Annotated in this window: 14 protein-coding genes; 7 read left to right on the top strand and 7 right to left on the bottom strand. The window is 67.7% G+C overall.

The window, feature by feature from the left end:
* Positions 1-108: 108 nt before the first annotated feature.
* Positions 109-819: a hypothetical protein gene (locus AC5P7X_RS12615; protein WP_495214923.1), complete on the top strand. Its 711-nt coding sequence runs from the start codon at positions 109-111 to the stop codon at positions 817-819.
* A gap of 107 nt (positions 820-926) precedes the next feature.
* Here AC5P7X_RS12615 and uvrD read toward each other — a convergent pair whose 3' ends face one another.
* From uvrD to rpmB, 5 genes are all read right to left on the bottom strand, one after another.
* On the bottom strand, positions 927-3,119 hold the full coding sequence (uvrD, locus tag AC5P7X_RS12610; protein ID WP_171957724.1) for a DNA helicase II: 2,193 nt from the start codon (positions 3,117-3,119) through the stop codon (positions 927-929).
* Positions 3,120-3,128: 9 nt separating this feature from the next.
* The gene (locus AC5P7X_RS12605; RefSeq protein ID WP_495214922.1) at positions 3,129-4,550 is read right to left on the bottom strand and encodes an FAD/NAD(P)-binding protein; all 1,422 of its coding nucleotides are present in this window, start codon (positions 4,548-4,550) and stop codon (positions 3,129-3,131) included.
* A 45-nt stretch (positions 4,551-4,595) separates the two neighbouring features.
* Positions 4,596-6,014, bottom strand: coding sequence for a cardiolipin synthase (cls, locus tag AC5P7X_RS12600; RefSeq protein WP_495215024.1), 1,419 nt, complete (start codon positions 6,012-6,014; stop codon positions 4,596-4,598).
* Between the two features lie 296 nt (positions 6,015-6,310).
* Positions 6,311-6,478, bottom strand: a complete 168-nt coding sequence (gene rpmG, locus AC5P7X_RS12595) for a 50S ribosomal protein L33 (RefSeq protein WP_169411268.1) — start codon at positions 6,476-6,478, stop codon at positions 6,311-6,313.
* A 10-nt stretch (positions 6,479-6,488) separates the two neighbouring features.
* A complete protein-coding gene (rpmB, locus tag AC5P7X_RS12590; RefSeq protein WP_005411638.1) occupies positions 6,489-6,725 on the bottom strand; it encodes a 50S ribosomal protein L28 in 237 nt (78 codons plus the stop codon).
* A gap of 281 nt (positions 6,726-7,006) precedes the next feature.
* Between rpmB and AC5P7X_RS12585 the strand changes: the two genes are divergently transcribed.
* Complete coding sequence (locus AC5P7X_RS12585; protein WP_495214920.1) at positions 7,007-8,221, top strand: glycosyltransferase; 1,215 nt, start codon at positions 7,007-7,009, stop codon at positions 8,219-8,221.
* Positions 8,222-8,234: 13 nt separating this feature from the next.
* On the opposite strand, the gene dnaQ is transcribed toward AC5P7X_RS12585, so the two are convergent.
* Positions 8,235-8,744: a DNA polymerase III subunit epsilon gene (gene dnaQ / locus AC5P7X_RS12580; protein WP_005420353.1), complete on the bottom strand. Its 510-nt coding sequence runs from the start codon at positions 8,742-8,744 to the stop codon at positions 8,235-8,237.
* A gap of 165 nt (positions 8,745-8,909) precedes the next feature.
* Positions 8,910-9,803, bottom strand: a complete 894-nt coding sequence (locus AC5P7X_RS12575; protein WP_495214919.1) for a LysR family transcriptional regulator — start codon at positions 9,801-9,803, stop codon at positions 8,910-8,912.
* Positions 9,804-9,911: 108 nt separating this feature from the next.
* Between AC5P7X_RS12575 and AC5P7X_RS12570 the strand changes: the two genes are divergently transcribed.
* From AC5P7X_RS12570 to AC5P7X_RS12550, 5 genes are all read left to right on the top strand, one after another.
* Positions 9,912-10,301 carry a RidA family protein gene (locus tag AC5P7X_RS12570; protein ID WP_206620065.1) on the top strand — a complete coding sequence of 130 codons (390 nt, stop codon included), beginning with the start codon at positions 9,912-9,914 and terminating at the stop codon, positions 10,299-10,301.
* Between the two features lie 203 nt (positions 10,302-10,504).
* On the top strand, positions 10,505-10,843 hold the full coding sequence (locus tag AC5P7X_RS12565; RefSeq protein WP_206620066.1) for a hypothetical protein: 339 nt from the start codon (positions 10,505-10,507) through the stop codon (positions 10,841-10,843).
* A gap of 56 nt (positions 10,844-10,899) precedes the next feature.
* Positions 10,900-12,153, top strand: coding sequence for a TolC family protein (locus tag AC5P7X_RS12560; protein WP_346607696.1), 1,254 nt, complete (start codon positions 10,900-10,902; stop codon positions 12,151-12,153).
* On the top strand, positions 12,150-13,355 hold the full coding sequence (locus AC5P7X_RS12555) for an efflux RND transporter periplasmic adaptor subunit (protein WP_111128566.1): 1,206 nt from the start codon (positions 12,150-12,152) through the stop codon (positions 13,353-13,355). The genes AC5P7X_RS12560 and AC5P7X_RS12555 overlap by 4 nt, the downstream gene beginning before the upstream one ends.
* 10 nt (positions 13,356-13,365) lie before the next feature.
* Positions 13,366-16,575 (top strand): efflux RND transporter permease subunit, encoded by a 3,210-nt coding sequence (locus AC5P7X_RS12550; RefSeq protein WP_495214918.1) that lies wholly within the window; start codon positions 13,366-13,368, stop codon positions 16,573-16,575.
* Positions 16,576-16,638 lie beyond the last annotated feature (63 nt).

Here is a 16,638-nt window from a genome sequence, read left to right as displayed (position 1 = left end):
TTTTCCAACGGAAAGGGGCTCTGACCCCATCCAGGTGCTTTCAGACAAGTTGCATGGCCGGAAGACCTTCAGCAGACCATCATGTGCTTTTCCACCATCCAGATGCCCATGATCACCAAGGATGACCTGTTAACGACGTTCGGAGAGGTGGCCGAAATCCACGGCTGCTACTTCAGCAGTTACGTAGTCGCGACGTACGTACTCTATTGCTGCGTGAGGAATGCCAAGGGACATGACCTCGCGATTGCGTCCAAGAATGGCGATGATCCGGAATTCGCCACCAGCGTTGTGCTGAACGCACCGCACCATCTTTCACATGATGGGCCAACGATCTTCGAGATTCCTTCCAATGCCTATGGGTTCACTCATGCGATGGCGGTTCCCAGCACCTATCACGGGCTTCTGAATCGGATCGAGAAGCGCACGGAGCTGTTCCTATGCCTGCCGATCTTCCGGTGTGAGTTCAACGGCAACGAATCAGCAGAGGATTTCAGGTGGTCCACACATCACATCGTTGACGTCAACAACTGGCATAGGACCAGGCAGCCGAAGATAAGCGTGTACCTCGACAATCCCCGCACTGGCGGCGGAACGGACAAGGACGGCGCCATCGTGAGCCTGGAGACGTTGATGGCCGAGATCGACAACCTCAACGGAGTGAGCAGCGGCTTCATCGAGATCACCAACTATCGCAATGAGGTGATCGAGGTGTTGTCGCCGGAGGAAGGTCACTACGTATTGATCCGCAACCGCCAGGACGAAGAAGCGATGGACCGAGCGCGGTTGGTGGCAGCCGTAGAGACGTTCACCACCGGCTGACGACCGACCGCGTTTGTAGAGCCGAGCCCATGCTCGGCTGGGTTTTCCCCGGTACAAGCAGCCGAGCATAGGCTCGGCTCTACAGGTATCCCGCCCCTCGACGGTGATCAGATCACCGTCAGGTTGGCGTAGGCCATCACCAGCCACTTGCTGCCGGCGTCGGCGAACTCGACCTGCACGCGGGCGTGGGCGCCGCTGCCTTCGTAGTCGGTCACCATGCCTTCGCCGAACTTGGGATGGGTAACCAGCGCGCCGAGCTTGATCGGCGGTGCTTCGATCGAGGCATGGCCCATCACCCGGCTGGCGCCCATCGAGGCCGGTCGCGAGACCTGCACCTTCGGGCGCACTTCGTGCAGCAGCTCACGCGGAATCTCGCGCAGGAAGCGCGATGGCAGGCTGTAGTTATCCTGGCCGTGGATGCGGCGCGATTCGGCATAGCTCAGCACCAGTTTCTGGCGCGCGCGGGTAATGCCCACGTAGGCCAGCCGACGCTCTTCTTCCAGACGCCCACTTTCCTCCAGCGAACGTGCGCTGGGGAACAGGCCTTCCTCCAGGCCGGCCAGGAACACCAGCGGGAATTCCAGGCCCTTGGCCGAGTGCAGGGTCATCAGCTGCACGCCGTCCTCGCCCGCCTGCGCCTGGCCCTCGCCGGCCTCCAGCGCGGCGTAAGCCAGGAACGCAACCAGCTCATCCATGTCCTCGCCCACTTCCTCGATGTCGTCGGCGCGGCGCACGAAGCGCGAGGCCACCGAGACCAGTTCGTCGAGGTTGTCGGTACGCGATTCCGAGTCCAGCGCGTTGCGGCTTTCCTTGCTCCAGTGCTCGCGCAGCTGCGATCGGGCCAGCACGTGGTCCACGCGCTCGGCCAGGGTCATGTGCACGGTCTGCGCCTGCAGCTCGTTGACCAGCCCCAGGAAGCCGGCCAGTGCATTGCGCGCGCGTGCGGCCAGCGCGCTGCCCTGGGTGACCAGCATGGTGGCTTCCCACAATGAAATGCCCTGCGCGCGCGCCTCGCGGCGCACTTCGTCCAGCGTGCGGTCGCCGATGCCACGCGTCGGCGTGTTGACCGCGCGCTCGAAGGCGGCGTCATCGTTGCGGTTGGACAGCAGGCGCAGGTAGGCCAGCGCATCCTTGATTTCGGCACGCTCGAAGAAGCGCATGCCGCCATACACGCGGTACGGCACCTGTTCGCTCAGCAGCGCTTCTTCCAGCGCGCGCGACTGCGCATTGCTGCGGTAGAGCACGGCCACTTCGGTGTAGCTGCCACCATCACGCACCCACTGGCGGGCGCGCTCGACGATGTAACGCGCTTCGTCCATCTCGTTGTACGCCGCATACAGGTCGATCGGCTCGCCGTCGCCGCTGTCGGTCCACAGCTGCTTGCCGATGCGGTCCGGGTTGTGCGCGATCACCGCGTTGGCGGCGCCGAGGATGTTGGCGGTGGAGCGGTAGTTCTGCTCCAGGCGGATGGTCTGTGCGCCCGGGAAGTCGCGCAGGAAGCCCTGCACGTTCTCGACCTTGGCACCGCGCCAGCCGTAGATGGCCTGGTCATCGTCGCCGACCACGAACACGTGGCCGGAATCGCCGGCCAGCACGCGCACGAAGGCGTACTGGATGGCGTTGGTGTCCTGGAACTCGTCCACCAGGATCTCGCGGAAGCGGGCGCGGTAGTGCGCCAGCAGCGCCGGGTTGTCGCGCAGCAGTTCATGCGCGCGCAGCAGCAGCTCGGCGAAGTCGACCAGGCCGGCGCGGTCGCAGCGTGCCTGGTACTCGATGTAGGCCTGGCGCATGGTTTCCAGCCACGCATCGTGCGGTTCGGGCTGGATGTGCTGCGGGCGGCGGCCTTCGTCCTTCTGCGCGTTGATCCACCACGCGATCTGCTTGGGCGGGTACTTGCCGTCGTCCAGCTCCAGCGCCTGCACCACGCGCTTGACCAGCCGCAGCTGGTCGTCCGAGTCCATCACCTGGAAGCCTTCTGGCAGCTTGGCGTCCTGCCAGTGCAGGCGCAGCAGGCGGTTGGCCAGGCCGTGGAAGGTACCGATCCACATGCCACGGCTGCCATGGGGCAGCTGGGCGTCGATGCGGTGGCGCATTTCGCCGGCCGCCTTGTTGGTGAAGGTCACCGCGAAAATGCCGTGGGTCGGCACGCCATCGACTTCATGCAGCCAGGCGATGCGGTGGGTGAGTACGCGGGTCTTGCCGGAACCGGCACCGGCCAGCACCAGGTGGTGGCCGGGGGGAGCGGAGACGGCTTCGCGCTGGGCCGGGTTCAGGCCATCAAGCAGGTGGGAGACATCCATGCCTCCATTTTACGGCATCGCCGTCGCGGCTCCTGCGACCACCTGGCTGGCCAGCGCCAGCGCCTGCTGGCGCAGTTCAGGCACCGCCAGGCTTTCCCACAGGCTGCCGATGCGCAGGCTGCCGAGCACGCCCAGCCGTGCCTGCGGCTGGCCACCGGCAGCACGCAGGCGGTCGCCCGGCACCGTGCTGTCCAGGCCCAGCCCATGCGGGCCGGGGCGTGCCAGGCCCTCGGCCTGCAGCTGCTGCAGCAACGGATTGCGCAGCGCACTGGCGCGGGTTTCCACGCCGGTGGCGTTGACCACGCCGCCGATCATCCAGTGCTGTTCATTGCCGTTGGCATCGCGACCCGACAGCCGCAGGGCATCGCCTTCGCGGCCGACGCGTTGCAGGCGGGACCGGTGAATGCGCAGTTGGCCGCTTTCGATCAGCGCCTGCAGCTGTGCGTCGACCTCTTCGGCGATGCGGTGGCGATGCACGTCCCAGTAGCGCACCACATGGCGCAGGAAGCGGCGCTGGTCGGCCGCGTCGAGGCTGCACCACAGCGCCTGTCCATGCGGACGGATGCGGTCCATCACGCCCTGCCACGGCAGCCCGTCGGCCTGCGCCTGGCGAGCGAACCCGCGCAATGCGCGCAGGCGCTGGCGCAGGCGCATCGGCAGCAGCGTGGCCGGGTCGAACGTGGGCAGGCCGCCATGCGCATGCGGAAGCGGCAGCAGGCCATGGCGCGAGATCACGTGCAGCGGGCCGGTGTGGCCGGCGGCAACCAGCGCCAGCACGGTGTCGGCCATGCTCAGGCCGGAGCCGACGATGGCCACGGCCTGCTCACCGGCCAGGGTACGCACGCCGTCGTAGTCCCAGGCCTCGATCACATCATCGGCGGGCAGTGCCTCGGCACCGGCCACCGGCAGCGGCCGCATGCTGTTGCCGGTAGCGAGCACCGCCTGCACGGCGTGCAGCGTCTGGGCATCGCCAAGTGTCAGCCGGTAGCCATGGTCATCCGGCTGCAGGCCCAGCACCGGCTGCGCGATCACCTGCAGCTGCGCCGGGCTGGCCGCAGCGGCCTCCTGCAGGCGCTGCTGCAGGTAGGCCGCAAAGTAGTGGCGGCATACATAACGCTCGCCCAGCACCTCGCGCGCCTCGCCCGGGTAGGCGTTGGCGGCCATCAGGTAGTCGAGGAAATCGCCGGGCTGGTCGGCAAACGCACTCATCTTCGCCGCCGGCACGTTCAGCAGGTGCTCCGGCCACGGCGTGGCATAGGCGATGCCCTGGGCCAGCTGCGAAGCCGGTTCGAGAATGGCCAACGCCAGTGGCGCCTTGGCTTGGCGCAGTACCTGGATCGCCACCAGCACCCCGGCCGCACCACCACCGATGATTGCCAGGTCCAGTTCGCCATTACGCGGTGAATCAGTCATGCGCCGATTGTAGGCCATCGGCGATGACGGGCCGGGTTGCCGAAGCGGGCGATTGCCGCCGCCTCACATCAACGCATCGGCCAGCCGTGCGATGCCTTCGCGGCTGCGCCGCCACGTGGGGCGGCTGCGCCACTGCTGCAGGTCCAGCTGCCGCGACTCGCGCAGGTAGCCATCCTCGATCGCACACAGCTGCTGCACCAGCGCGCGGTCGTAGCAGACCAGGCCGACCTCGGCATTCAGCGCGAATGAGCGGATGTCCATGTTGATCGAGCCGAGCACGGCGATGTCCTCGTCCACGCTCATGTGCTTGGCGTGCAGGAACTGCGGCTCGTACAGCGCGATGCGCACGCCACAGCGCAGCAGCTCGTCGTAGTACGCCTCCTGCGCCCACGAGGTCAGCCGCTGGTTGTTGCTGGCCGAGAGGATCAGCTGCACCTGCACACCGGACAAGGCCGCAATGCGCAACGCGCTGAGCGTAGCTTCGTCAGGCACGAAATACGGCGTGACCATCACCAGCCGTCGCCGTGCCAGGTGGATCAGCGCCGCCACCGCATCGCGCGCATTGCTGTACGGATAGGCCGGGCCGCTTGGCAGCAGCTGGGTGGCGATGTCGTCGCTGCACTCGGGCACATCGGCGATCACGTCCAGGCGCTGGCCGGTTTCCATGTACCAGTCGCTGGCGAACACCGCTTCCAGGTGCGCCACTGCCGGGCCACGCACGCGCGCCACCAGCTCGCGGTTCGGGTGGCCGGGCACGAACTGCGGGCCGGCCAGGTTCTGCGAACCGACATAGGCCACTTCGTTGTCGATCACCGCGATCTTGCGATGGTTGCGCAGATCCATGCGCCCGCTGCGGCGCCAGCGCAGGCCGCCGGGCAGCATCGCGCGTACCTCGATGTCGCGCGCCTGCAGGCGCTTGCGATAGGCACGCAGGCCGCGCTTGGCGCCCACCGCGTCGAGCAGCACGCGGCACTGCACGCCGCGTGCAGCCGCTCGCTGCAGGGCCTCGACAATGGCCTCGCCGACCGCGTCATCGAACATCAGGTAGTACAGCAGGTGCACGCGGTCTTCGGCCTGGTCGATGTCGGCAATCAGCGTGTGCAGCGATTCGTCGTAGTCGGTCAGCAGGTCGACGGCGTTGCCGTGCACCGGCATGAAATCGCCCTGGCGCTGCACCAGCGGCACGATTTCGGCGCTGGCGGTGTCCGGCTGCGGTGTCCAGCGCAGGCGATGCTGCAGCGCCTGTTCCTCGCGGATGACCTGCGAGGCCTCGGCCTGGCGGCGGATGCGCTCGCGCGACAGCCACGGGTGGCCAAACAGCAGGTACAGCGGCAGGCCCAGCAGCGGCACGAAGCCGACCAGCAGCAGCCAGCTGCGCGCCGCCCCCGGCGTGGTGCGGGTGGGAATCCAGCACAGCGCGACCAGCCGGATCAGCCAGTCGATCAGCAGCAGGTAGGAACCCAGCAACCACTCGAACAGCATCGTGTCGCCCGTCGGGAGGTGATGGGCCATTCTGCCCAGCGGCCTTTGTAGAGTCGAGCCATGCTCGACTGCCTTTCGGCCCGACCGCAGAGCAGCCGAGCGTGGGCTCGGCTCTACAGAATGGCTCAGTGCCGCACCGGCACCTCGCACAGCTGTCCTACCGAATCGGCATGGCGGCGGCCGTTGAGCGCCATGCAGGCAATGCCCGAACGGTCGGCACCCACATCTGGATGCCGGGCAAGAAAAAACCCGCCACAAGGGCGGGTTTCTTCGCGGGGATCAGCAATCCGTGCGGATTACTTGATCTTGCCTTCCTTGTACAGGACGTGCTTGCGCACGACCGGATCGTACTTCAGGAATTCCATCTTCCCCGGGGTGTTCTTCTTGTTCTTGTCCGTGGTGTAGAAGTGGCCGGTACCGGCCGAGGAAATCATACGGACCTTATCGCGCTTGCCTGCCATGATGCTTTACTCCTCAGACCTTTTCGCCGCGCGCACGCAGCTCAGCCAGAACGGAATCAATGCCGTTCTTGTCGATGGTGCGCAGTGCATGCGCGGAAACACGAAGCTTGACCCAGCGGTTCTCGCTGGCCACCCAGAAACGGCGCTCGTGCAGATTCGGCAGGAAACGACGACGGGTCTTGTTGTTGGCGTGCGAGACGTTGTTACCCGTCTGCACTCGCTTGCCGGAAACCTGGCATACGCGGGACATTGCGCACCTCGATAGTAGTAGTTGTCAGCCCGTAGCCCGGGAGACGGCGGCCTCGATGGTTGCCCACCACACGTCAAGAGAATCAAAGGGTTACGCTGGCGTTGGGCGGCCGGGGACGTGCTCCCGGGGACGCCGCCCGGTAGAAAACCGGACACAGCGAGCCGCGCATTATGCACCGGTTCAAGCACTTGCGCAAGTTACCCACAGGCGGGGACTGAACCGGCAGGACCGGGGGCACTCCGCCAACCGGCATACTGGCCCGGACCACTGCGGAGCTTGCCATGCGGCTGCTGGCCCTGACCTACGGAACCGAAGGCGACACACGTCCCCTGGCCATGCTCTGCCATGGGCTGATCGGCGCAGGCCACGCGGTGACACTGCTGGCCGATGGCGGCACCCTGGGCAGCGCGCAGGCACTGGATGTGCCCCACGCGGCCCTTGAAGGTGACATCCATGACGACGTGGTCGCACTGGTCTCGCGTGGCAACGGCGTTGCCGCCGCCAGTACCGGCCTGGCACGGATGGCACTGCAGCATGTCAGCGGCTGGATGCGCCAGGCCGATGCCGCCGCCGAAGGCTGCGATGCGATTCTGACCGGTGGCCTGGCGGCCTTCGTCGGCATGAGCGTGGGCGAACGCCGCAGGATTCCCGTCATCGGCAGCGGCATGATTCCGCTGACCCCGACGCGCGCCTTCCGCTCCCCGTTCCTGCCGCCCGGACGCTCGCCGGGCTGGTTGAACCGGGCCAGCTACGGGTGGGTCAACGGCCTGATCTGGCGCCAGTTCCGCCGGCCGATCAACGCGGCACGCCAGCAGTTGGGGCAATCGCCGCGCCGCGCGCTGTGGTCCGGCCTGCCGATGCTCTATGGCATCTCACCGCAGCTGCTGCCGCCACCGGCGGACTGGCCGGCCGACCACATCGCCTGTGGCCAATGGCGGCTTCCTGATGCGCCCTGGGCGCCCCCGGCCGATCTGCAGGCCTTCCTCGATGCCGGGCCGCCGCCGGTCTATCTGGGCTTTGGCAGCATGACCGGATTCGATCGCGAGCGCGTACTGCCGGCCCTGCTGCAGGCGCTGGCACCGCGCCGGGTGCTGCTGTTTCCAGGGTGGGCCGGATTGCCGACGGGTGCGCTGCCAGCAGATGTGTTCGTGCTCGGCCCGACGCCACACGAAGCACTGTTCCCGCATTGCGCACTCGCCATCCACCATGGTGGCAGCGGCACCACGCATTCGGCCTGCCGCGCCGGCATTCCCTCGCTGGTGATGCCGTTCGCTGCGGATCAGTTCTTCTGGGCCGATCGCCTGTGTCGGTTGGGCGTGGCACCGGCACCGTTGTCACCGAAGCGACTGGATGCAGCAACGCTGGCAGCAGCCATCACCTTCGCAGAAGCCGACGCAACACGCGCACGCGCGGCGGCCCTGGGCGTGGCGATGAGCCATGAGGACGGGGTGGCCTGTGGCGTGGCGATGATCGAGCGCTGGTTACGGCCGATGTAACAGCGGGCAAGCCTCAGCGCAGGTGCGGAATCACCTGGGCCAGCAGATGGGCATCCTTGAGCGCACCGTGCAGGCCCCGGTTGCCGGGGATGCGCAGGCGCTGCAGCACATCGTCCAACTTGTTGCCCTGGCCGGGCCAGCGCCCGCGCGCCAGCTTCAGGCTGCAGGTGATGCGGCAGTGCTGGGCCAGCGTGCCGGGAATGCCGGCCAGGCGCAGCTCGTTGTCCAGGAAACCCACGTCGAAGGTGGCGTTGTGCGCGACCATCTCGCTGCCGCGCAGGAAGTCCAGCAGTTCGGCGGCCTTGCTGGAGAACAGCGGTTTGCCCACCAGCATCGCATCGCTGATGCCATGCACGCGCTGTGCGCCCCAGTCCACCTTGCGCTGCGGCTGCAGGTAGGTGTGGAACTGGCGGCCGCTGAGCTGGCCGTCGATCAGTTCGACGGCACCGATTTCGATCACCCGGTGCCCCAGGCGGTGGGAGATGCCGGTGGTTTCGGTGTCCAGTGCGACGATGCGATTCATGCGTGGCGATGGTTCCTGTTGCGTGCCGCGATGATTTTCGCATGCCTGCAGCAGGAAGCCCTCCCTGTAGACGAACCCGTGCTCGGCTCACGCGCGAAGCGCGGGCCTTGAGCGTTGGAGCGAGAAGCAGCCGAGCGTGGGCTCGGCTCTACAGGTGCGTGTGCATCACCCCAACGCTTCCACCACCCAATCGATGAACACCCGCAGCCGCTGGCTCATGTGCCGGTTCGGCGGGAACATCACATGCATCGGCATGGGTGGAAGCCGCCAGTCCTGCAGCAGCGGCAGCAATTCGCCGCGCGCCACGTGCGGCGCGGCCATGTAGCTGGGCAGCGCGACCACGCCCAGCCCCGCCAGCGCCGCCGCCAGATAGGCGTTGCCGTCGTCGAAACCGACCGTGTAGCGGCCCTGCACTTCTACGCGCTCATCGCCGCGCTGTGCGCTGAATACTCTCGCCCGGCCACTGCGCGGGCTGAGGAAGCCGACCATGTGGTGGTCCGGCCCTTCCAGCGCGCGCGGATCGGTCGGCAAGCCGAAACGCTGCACATAGCCGGGGCTGGCGTGGAAACCGATCGGCAGCGCAGCCAGCGGCCGTGCCACCAGCGCCGGGTCGGCCGGGGTGCCGCCACGGATCACGCAGTCGACGTTGTCGGCGATGACATCGACCTCGCGGTCACTGACGCCGATGTCCAGCTGGATCTCCGGGTAGCGCGCCTGGAACTCCGGCAGCGTAGGCACCAGCCGCAATCGTGCGTACGGCCCAGGCACATCCACGCGCAGGCGTCCGCGCGGTTGGGTGGCTGCGTCGCCCAGCCCGCCCTCCACCTCTTCCAGCTCGGCCAGCAGGCGGGCGATGCGCGGGTAGTAGGCCGCACCGTCGGCGGTGACGCTGACCCGGCGCGTGGTGCGATTGAGCAGGCGCAACCGCAGGCGCGCCTCCAGCTGCTGCACCAGCTGGGTGACCGTGGTGCGGCTGATCTGCAGGGTCTGCGCGGCGCGGGTGAAGCTGCCGGTTTCCACTACCCGGGCAAAGGCCCGCATTGCCTCGAAACGGTCCATGGCAGCCATGATTGTTTGGGATTGGCAATCAATCTAGGCCGATCATCGCGGTTTATCCAGACAGCACTGGTACGGAGGATGACGTTCTCTCCCACGGGATCTTCCCCCATGACACAGCGTGATGTCGTTTTCCCCGCCGGCCGCCAAGCCCTGTACGAGCGCAACCGTTACTCGCCGGCGATCCGTTCCAACGGCTTCCTGTTCGTCTCCGGCCAGGTCGGCAGCCGCGAGGACGGCTCGCCCGAACCGGACTTCGAAACCCAGGTGCGCCGCGCCTTCGAGAATCTCAATGCGGTGTTGGCTGCCGCAGGCTGCACGTTCGATGACGTGATCGACGTGACCGTGTTCCTGGTCGATCCGGAGAAGAACTTCGAGAAGGCCTGGGCGATCGTGCCCGAGTACTGGGGCGAGGCGCCGCACCCGACCCTGACCGGTATCGGTGTGACCTGGCTGTATGGGTTCCAGTTCGAGATCAAGGTGATCGCGAAGCTGCCGTGATACGGGTAGTGCCGGCCGCTGGCCGGCAACGCGGTGGGGTCGAAAGGCGTGTCGACCAAGGTCGACACCCACCAAGGCAGGAGGTCCGCACCCACCAGGGCAGGATGCCCCCAGGCCCTCCACCTGAACGGGAGATTCCGACGAATTCCCGAGGCGGCCATTGATATTGTATCCGGCGAAAATCGCTTGCTAGCCTCCCTTCCATGCGCCGGATCATCCGCCAACTGCGTACGTACCTGATGATGCTGCTGATGGCGGCGTTCGTGGTCGTGCCGGTGGCCGACGTGCTGGCCTGCGCGGTCGAACCGCACGACACCACTGCGGTGCACGTGGAAAGCAACGCCAACGATGCCGAGGGTGACAGTGACAGCAAGCACGCCGGTGCCTGCAGCCACAACCACTGCCACCACTCCAACCTGAGCCTGCCGGCCAGCACCCTCGCCGCCTTCGGTGCGCCGCTGCCGGCGCGCTGGATGAATGCCGGCGACGCGGCGACCTATGCGGTCGCCCAGGATGAATTGACGCGTCCCCCCCGGGCGTGAGTTGAGCGCGTCCCGCGATTGCGGGCTCCCGTTTCACTCACAACCGGAATCCCCCTATGTCGATCCTGACACCTCGGTCGCTGCGTGCGGCCGGGCGGGTCGTCGCCGTGTTGCTGGGCCTGGCCCCGGCGGCAGCGGTGATGGCGCAAGCCGCCCCTTCCTACGACACCCTGCTTGAACGCCTGGACCAGCTGCCCGGCACCCGCGTCGGTGCGGCGCTGGCCGAGGCCGCCGACGCGCGCGCCGACCAGGCCCGCGCACTGCCCAACCCTTCCCTGTCCTGGTCGGCCGAGAACGCCTGGGGCACCGGCTCCTATGGCGGCATGGGCAAGGCCGACAGCGTGCTTACCCTGTCCCAGCCATTGGAGGTCTGGGGCCAGCGCGGCGCGCGCGTCCGTGCGGCCCGCGCCGAGGCACAGGCGGCCAACCTGCGTGGCACGCAGAGCCGCAGCGATGTGGCCAGCCAGCTGGCGGTGGTCTACGCACAGGCGGAAAGTGCACTGCGCCGCTACACCCTGGCCGAAGAGGCACTGAGCCTCACCCGCGATGACGCCAACGCCGTCAACGCGATGGTCAAGCAGGGCCGCGAACCGCAACTGCGCGCGGTGCAGGCGCAGAGCGAAGTGGCCAACGCCAACGCCGCGCTGGATGAAGCGCAAGCCTTCCGCGATGCCGCGCTGGCACGCCTGGCCGGTGCTGCACTGCTGGATGCGCCGGTGCAGTCGATCGGCGACAGCCTGCTCGACCGTGCGCCGCCGCTGCCACGCGGGGCCACCGATACCGCACTGGCGGTGCGCATCGCTGAAGCCGAAGCCGATGCGGCGGGCAAACTGGTCGAGGTGGAGCGCAAGCGCGCCCTGCCCGACCTCAGCGTCACCGCCGCGCAGACCCGCTTCCGCGAGGGCGGCGAGCGTGCCTACAACCTCGGGCTCAGCCTCAGCATCCCGCTGTTTGACCGCAACCGCGGTGGCATCCGCGCCGCCAATGCCGATCAGCGCGCGGCCGAAGCGCGCCTGGACCAGCAGCGCCGCGACAGCGAGGCGGCACGCCTCTCCGCCGTGGCCGGTTTGAAGGCCGCCGGCAGCCGAACCCGCGCCGCCGATGAAAGCGTGGTCGCCGCCGAAGAGGCGTATCGCCTGGCCCGCATCGGCTTCGACGCCGGACGCATCTCGCAGCTGGAACTGCGCAGCACGCGCAGCGCTCTTATCGCCGCCCGCGCCGCCGCCGTGGATGCGCGCCTGTCGCGCGTCGGCGCGGAAATCGATCTTGCCCGCCTTGAAGGGCGCGCACCCTTTGTGGAGGCCCCATGACTCTCTCCCGTACTTTTCCGCTGATCGGCGGCATGCTGCTGACTGTGCTGCTGGCCGGCTGCGCTGGCAACGCGCAGACACCTGCCAATGAAGACCCCGCTGCGACCAAGGCCGGCACCGACGACAGCCATGGCCACGCGCCCGGCAGCAAGGAAGCCAAGGCCGAATCCGCGAAGACGCCGGCAGACACCGATGAAGGCGTGGTACCGCTGACCCCTGAGCAGATCAAGGCGTCCGGTATCGAAGTGGTTGCCGTCGGTCGCGGCGGTGGCGGTTCCACCCGCCTCGCCGGTCGGGTGGAACCCTCGGTCGGTGCCCGTGCCTCGGTGGCCTCGACCGTGACCGGCCGCGTCGAGCGCGTACTGGTCGCGCCGGGCACGGCGGTGAAACAGAACCAGGCGCTGGCCATCGTGGTCAGTGGCGAGGCAGCGGTGTTCCGCGCCAATGCGCTGGCCGCATCCGCCGAAGCCGAGGCCGCACGCCTGGCCTATGGCCGCGACAAGGCACTGGTCGACCAGGGCGTGGTCGCCCGCCAGGAGCTGGAAGCCTCGCGTGCGCGTTCGCTGGCGGCACAGGCCCAGGCCGCTGCCGCACAGGCACAGGCCGCCGCCAACGGTGCGCCCGATGCCAGTGGACGCGTGCGCATCACCAGCCCGGTGGCCGGCATCGTCGGCAACGTGCAGGTCACACCGGGCGGTGTGGTCGCCGCCGGCAGTGCGGTGGCCGACGTCGCCGACCCGTCGATGAACGAGCTGGTGTTCACCGCACCGCCAGCGCTGGCTGCACAGGTCATGCCCGGCATGAAGCTGGAAGTGAGCGTGCCGGGTGGCAGCTTCACCGCTACCGTCACCGGTTCGGCCGCCGATGTACGGCAGCAGGGCGGCGTCGCAGTGATCCGCGCCACGCCGGTGGATGCATCGCTGCCGCCGGCCGGTTCGCCGGTATCGGCCGTGGTGGTCACCGAAGGCCAGGACGGCTCGCTCAGCGTGCCCGCCGATGCGGTGCAGAACGTCGATGGAAGCAGCGCGGTGTTCGTCGCCGTCGAAGGTGGCTTCAAGGCGCAGCCGGTGCTGGCCGGGCGCCGTGCCGGTGACCGCATCGAGATCCTCGGTGGCCTGAGCGGCAACGAGCGCATCGTCGGTGCCAACGCCTTCCTGCTCAAGGCCGAGCTGGCCAAGGGCGAAGCCGAGCACGGCCACTGAGGAGGCGATCATGTTCAAGCTGATCATTGAAACAGCGGTGCGCCACCGCTGGCTGGTGGTGTTCATGGCGGCGCTGATCGCCGCCGTGGGCCTGTTCCAGCTGGGCAAGCTGCCGATCGACGCCGTGCCGGACATCACCAACCGCCAAGTGCAGATCAACACGGTGGCCCCGGCGCTGACCCCGGAGCAGATCGAACGGCAGGTGACCTATCCGCTGGAAACCGCGCTGGCCGGCATTCCCGGCCTGACCACCACGCGTTCGCTGTCGCGCAATGGCTTCTCGCAGGTCACCGCGATCTTCACCGATGCCACCGACATCTACTTCGCCCGCCAGCAGGTGGCCGAACGCATGCGCGAGGCATCGGAAGACCTGCCCGATGGTGCGTCGCCGATGCTGTCGCCGGTCACCACCGGCCTCGGCGAGGTGCTGATGTGGACGGTGGACTTCACCGCGTTCGATCCGACCAGGCTGGCCAAGCCCGGTGAAGCCGGCTGGCAGGCCGGCGAGGTCTACCGCACGCCGGAAGGCAACCTGCTGCGCACGCCGGAAGAGCGCGCGACCTACCTGCGCACCGTGCAGGACTGGATCATCGCGCCGCAGATGCGCTCCAGCCCGGGGCTGGCCGGTGTGGATACGGTCGGCGGCTACGTCAAGGAATACGGCGTGCATCCGGACAGCGCCAAACTGGCCGCGCATGGCCTCGGCCTGGCCGACCTGGTTACCGCCCTGCAGCGCTCCAACGTGCAGGCCGGCGCCGGCTTCGTGCAGCGTGCCGGCGAAGGCCTGGTGGTGCGTGCCGATGGCCTGGCGCTGACCACCGAGGATCTTGCACAGGCGCCGGTGGCCACCCGCAATGGCGTGGTGGTGCGCGTGGCCGATGTAGCCACCGTGGAACTGAGCCGCGCGCCGCGCCTGGGTGCAGCCAGCCGCAATGGCCACGAGGCCGTGCTGGGCACCGCGCTGATGATTGCCGGTGGCAACAGCCGCACCGTGGCGCAGGCCGCGGCCGCACGTCTGGAACAGGTGAACACGTCGCTGCCGGCCGACATCGTGGCCGCACCGGTGCTGGACCGCAGTGTGCTGGTCAATTCCACCATCAAGACCGTGGCCCGGAACCTCACCGAGGGCGCGCTGCTGGTGGTGGTGGTGCTGTTCCTGCTGCTTGGCAACCTGCGCGCGGCCACCATCACCGCGCTGGTGATTCCGCTGTCGTTCCTGTTCGCGGTGATCGGCATGAACCGCTTCGGCATCAGCGGCAACCTGATGAGCCTGGGTGCACTGGACTTCGGCATCCTGGTGGACGGTGCGGTGATCGTGGTCGAGTCGACGCTGCTGATGCTGGGCCAGCGCCGCGCCGAACTGGGCCGGGCGCTCACCGCGATGGAACGGCTGCGCGTGGCCGCCGATTCCGCGCTGAAGATGGCGCGCCCGGCGGCGTTCGGCCAGCTGATCATCCTGCTGGTGTTCGCGCCGATCCTCACCCTGGAAGGTGTGGAGGGCAAGACATTCCACCCGATGGCGGCGACCTTCATGCTGGCCCTGGTCGGTGCCTTCCTGTTCTCCTTCACCTTCGTGCCGGCGATGACGGCGCTGCTGGTGCGCGAGCCGAAGCTGAAGGACGCCGATGCACATGCGGACGACGGCGAGCACGAGACCAGGCTGATACGCGTGCTGCGTGCGCGCATCGAGCCGGTGATCCGCAAGGCCGTGGCGCATCCGCGCACGGTAGTGGCCAGTGCGGTGATGATGGTGGTGGTGGGCATCGGCTCGTTCTCGCTGCTGGGCCGCGAGTTCATGCCGACGCTGGACGAAGGCAACGTGGCGATGCAGGCGTTGCGCGTGCCGTCGACGTCGCTGGAGCAGTCACTGGCCATGCAACTGGCGTTGGAAAAGGTGATTGCCAAGCAGCCGGAAGTGGAGACCGTGTTCTCGCGTACCGGTACCGCCGAGGCGGCGATCGATCCGATGCCGACCAACATCTCCGACAGCGTGATCGTGCTGAAGCCACGCAAGGACTGGCCCGATCCGAAGTTGGCCAAGGACGCGCTGGTGGCCCGTTTCGAAAAGCTGGCCGGGCAGCAGCTGGGCAACAGTTTCGAGTTCAGCCAGCCGATCGAGCTGCGCTTCAACGAGCTGATTTCCGGCGTGCGTACCGACCTGGCCGTAATGATCTTCGGCGATGACTTCAGCCAGCTGCAGAAGGTGGCCGACCAGGTGGCGCTGAAGCTGCGTGCGGTGGACGGTGCCGCCGACGTGCGGGTGGAACAGATCTCCGGCCTGCCCACGCTGAACGTGGCGATCGATCATGTGGCGGCGGCGCAGTATGGGCTGACTGCGGCGGATGTGAGTGATGCACTGTCCACCGGCATCGGCGGTACTGCGGCGGGCAAGATCTTCGAAGGCGACCGCCGCTTCAACGTGGTGGTGCGCCTGGACGATGCCGCGCGCAACGATCCGGACCAGCTGGCATCGCTGCCGATCGCCACGCCGTCGGGGTTGGTGATTCCGCTGTCGTCGGTTGCGCGCATCACGGTCAGCGAAGGGCCGAACCAGATCAGCCGCAACAACGGCAGCCGCCGCGTGGTGGTGCAGGCCAACGTGCGTGGCCGCGACCTGGGCGGCTTCGTCGGCGAAGCGCAGGCCGCGGTAGCCGACGTGGCACTGCCGCCGGGTGCCTACCTGACCTGGGGTGGCCAGTTCGAGAACCTGCAGCGCGCGGAAAAGCGGCTGGCGACGGTGGTACCGGTAGTGTTCCTGCTGATCGGCAGCCTGCTGTTCATGGCCCTGCGCAGCGGCAAGGAAGCCATTCTGGTGTTCAGCTGCGTGCCGTTGGCGCTGGTCGGCGGCATCCTCGCGCTGCTGCTGCGGGGCATGCCGTTCTCGGTATCGGCAGCGGTCGGCTTCATCGCCGTGTCCGGCGTGGCGACCTTGAATGGCCTGGTGCTGATGCAGGCGATCCGCGAACGCCTGGATGCCGGCGACCTGCCGCTGCAGGCGGCGATCAATGGTGCCTCCAGCCGCATCCGAGCAGTGCTGACCACGGCGCTTGTGGCGATCGTCGGCTTCATTCCGATGGCGATCGCCAGCGGCTCCGGCGCGGAAGTGCAGAAACCGCTGGCGACGGTGGTGATCGGTGGCCTGATCACCGCCACCGTGCTGACCCTGCTGGTGCTGCCGACGTTTGCGGCACGCGTGGCCAAGCCGCGGGCGGTGGGGTGAGGTTGGGGGTCGGATCCCTTTCCACGGGAAAGGGATCCGACCCCGTGACAGGGTCGGATCCCC

It is taken from the genome of Stenotrophomonas sp. YJH_SMC_53, from assembly GCF_059369995.1.
The sequence above is the reverse complement of the archived record's forward strand: the minus strand, read 5'-3'. Positions and strand labels throughout refer to the sequence as shown.

What these genes read in the sequence shown, in the direction of transcription:
- rpmB (WP_005411638.1), bottom strand. Translation starts at nt 6,725, where the DNA reads ATGTCCCGCGTATGCCAGGTTTCCGGCAAGCGAGTGCAGACGGGTAAC.
- AC5P7X_RS12565 (WP_206620066.1), top strand. Translation starts at nt 10,505, where the DNA reads ATGCGCCGGATCATCCGCCAACTGCGTACGTACCTGATGATGCTGCTG.
- dnaQ (WP_005420353.1), bottom strand. Translation starts at nt 8,744, where the DNA reads ATGAATCGCATCGTCGCACTGGACACCGAAACCACCGGCATCTCCCAC.
- AC5P7X_RS12615 (WP_495214923.1), top strand. Translation starts at nt 109, where the DNA reads ATGATCACCAAGGATGACCTGTTAACGACGTTCGGAGAGGTGGCCGAA.
- uvrD (WP_171957724.1), bottom strand. Translation starts at nt 3,119, where the DNA reads ATGGATGTCTCCCACCTGCTTGATGGCCTGAACCCGGCCCAGCGCGAA.
- AC5P7X_RS12575 (WP_495214919.1), bottom strand. Translation starts at nt 9,803, where the DNA reads ATGGACCGTTTCGAGGCAATGCGGGCCTTTGCCCGGGTAGTGGAAACC.
- AC5P7X_RS12570 (WP_206620065.1), top strand. Translation starts at nt 9,912, where the DNA reads ATGACACAGCGTGATGTCGTTTTCCCCGCCGGCCGCCAAGCCCTGTAC.
- AC5P7X_RS12605 (WP_495214922.1), bottom strand. Translation starts at nt 4,550, where the DNA reads ATGGCCTACAATCGGCGCATGACTGATTCACCGCGTAATGGCGAACTG.
- cls (WP_495215024.1), bottom strand. Translation starts at nt 6,014, where the DNA reads ATGCTGTTCGAGTGGTTGCTGGGTTCCTACCTGCTGCTGATCGACTGG.
- AC5P7X_RS12560 (WP_346607696.1), top strand. Translation starts at nt 10,900, where the DNA reads ATGTCGATCCTGACACCTCGGTCGCTGCGTGCGGCCGGGCGGGTCGTC.
- AC5P7X_RS12585 (WP_495214920.1), top strand. Translation starts at nt 7,007, where the DNA reads ATGCGGCTGCTGGCCCTGACCTACGGAACCGAAGGCGACACACGTCCC.
- AC5P7X_RS12550 (WP_495214918.1), top strand. Translation starts at nt 13,366, where the DNA reads ATGTTCAAGCTGATCATTGAAACAGCGGTGCGCCACCGCTGGCTGGTG.
- AC5P7X_RS12555 (WP_111128566.1), top strand. Translation starts at nt 12,150, where the DNA reads ATGACTCTCTCCCGTACTTTTCCGCTGATCGGCGGCATGCTGCTGACT.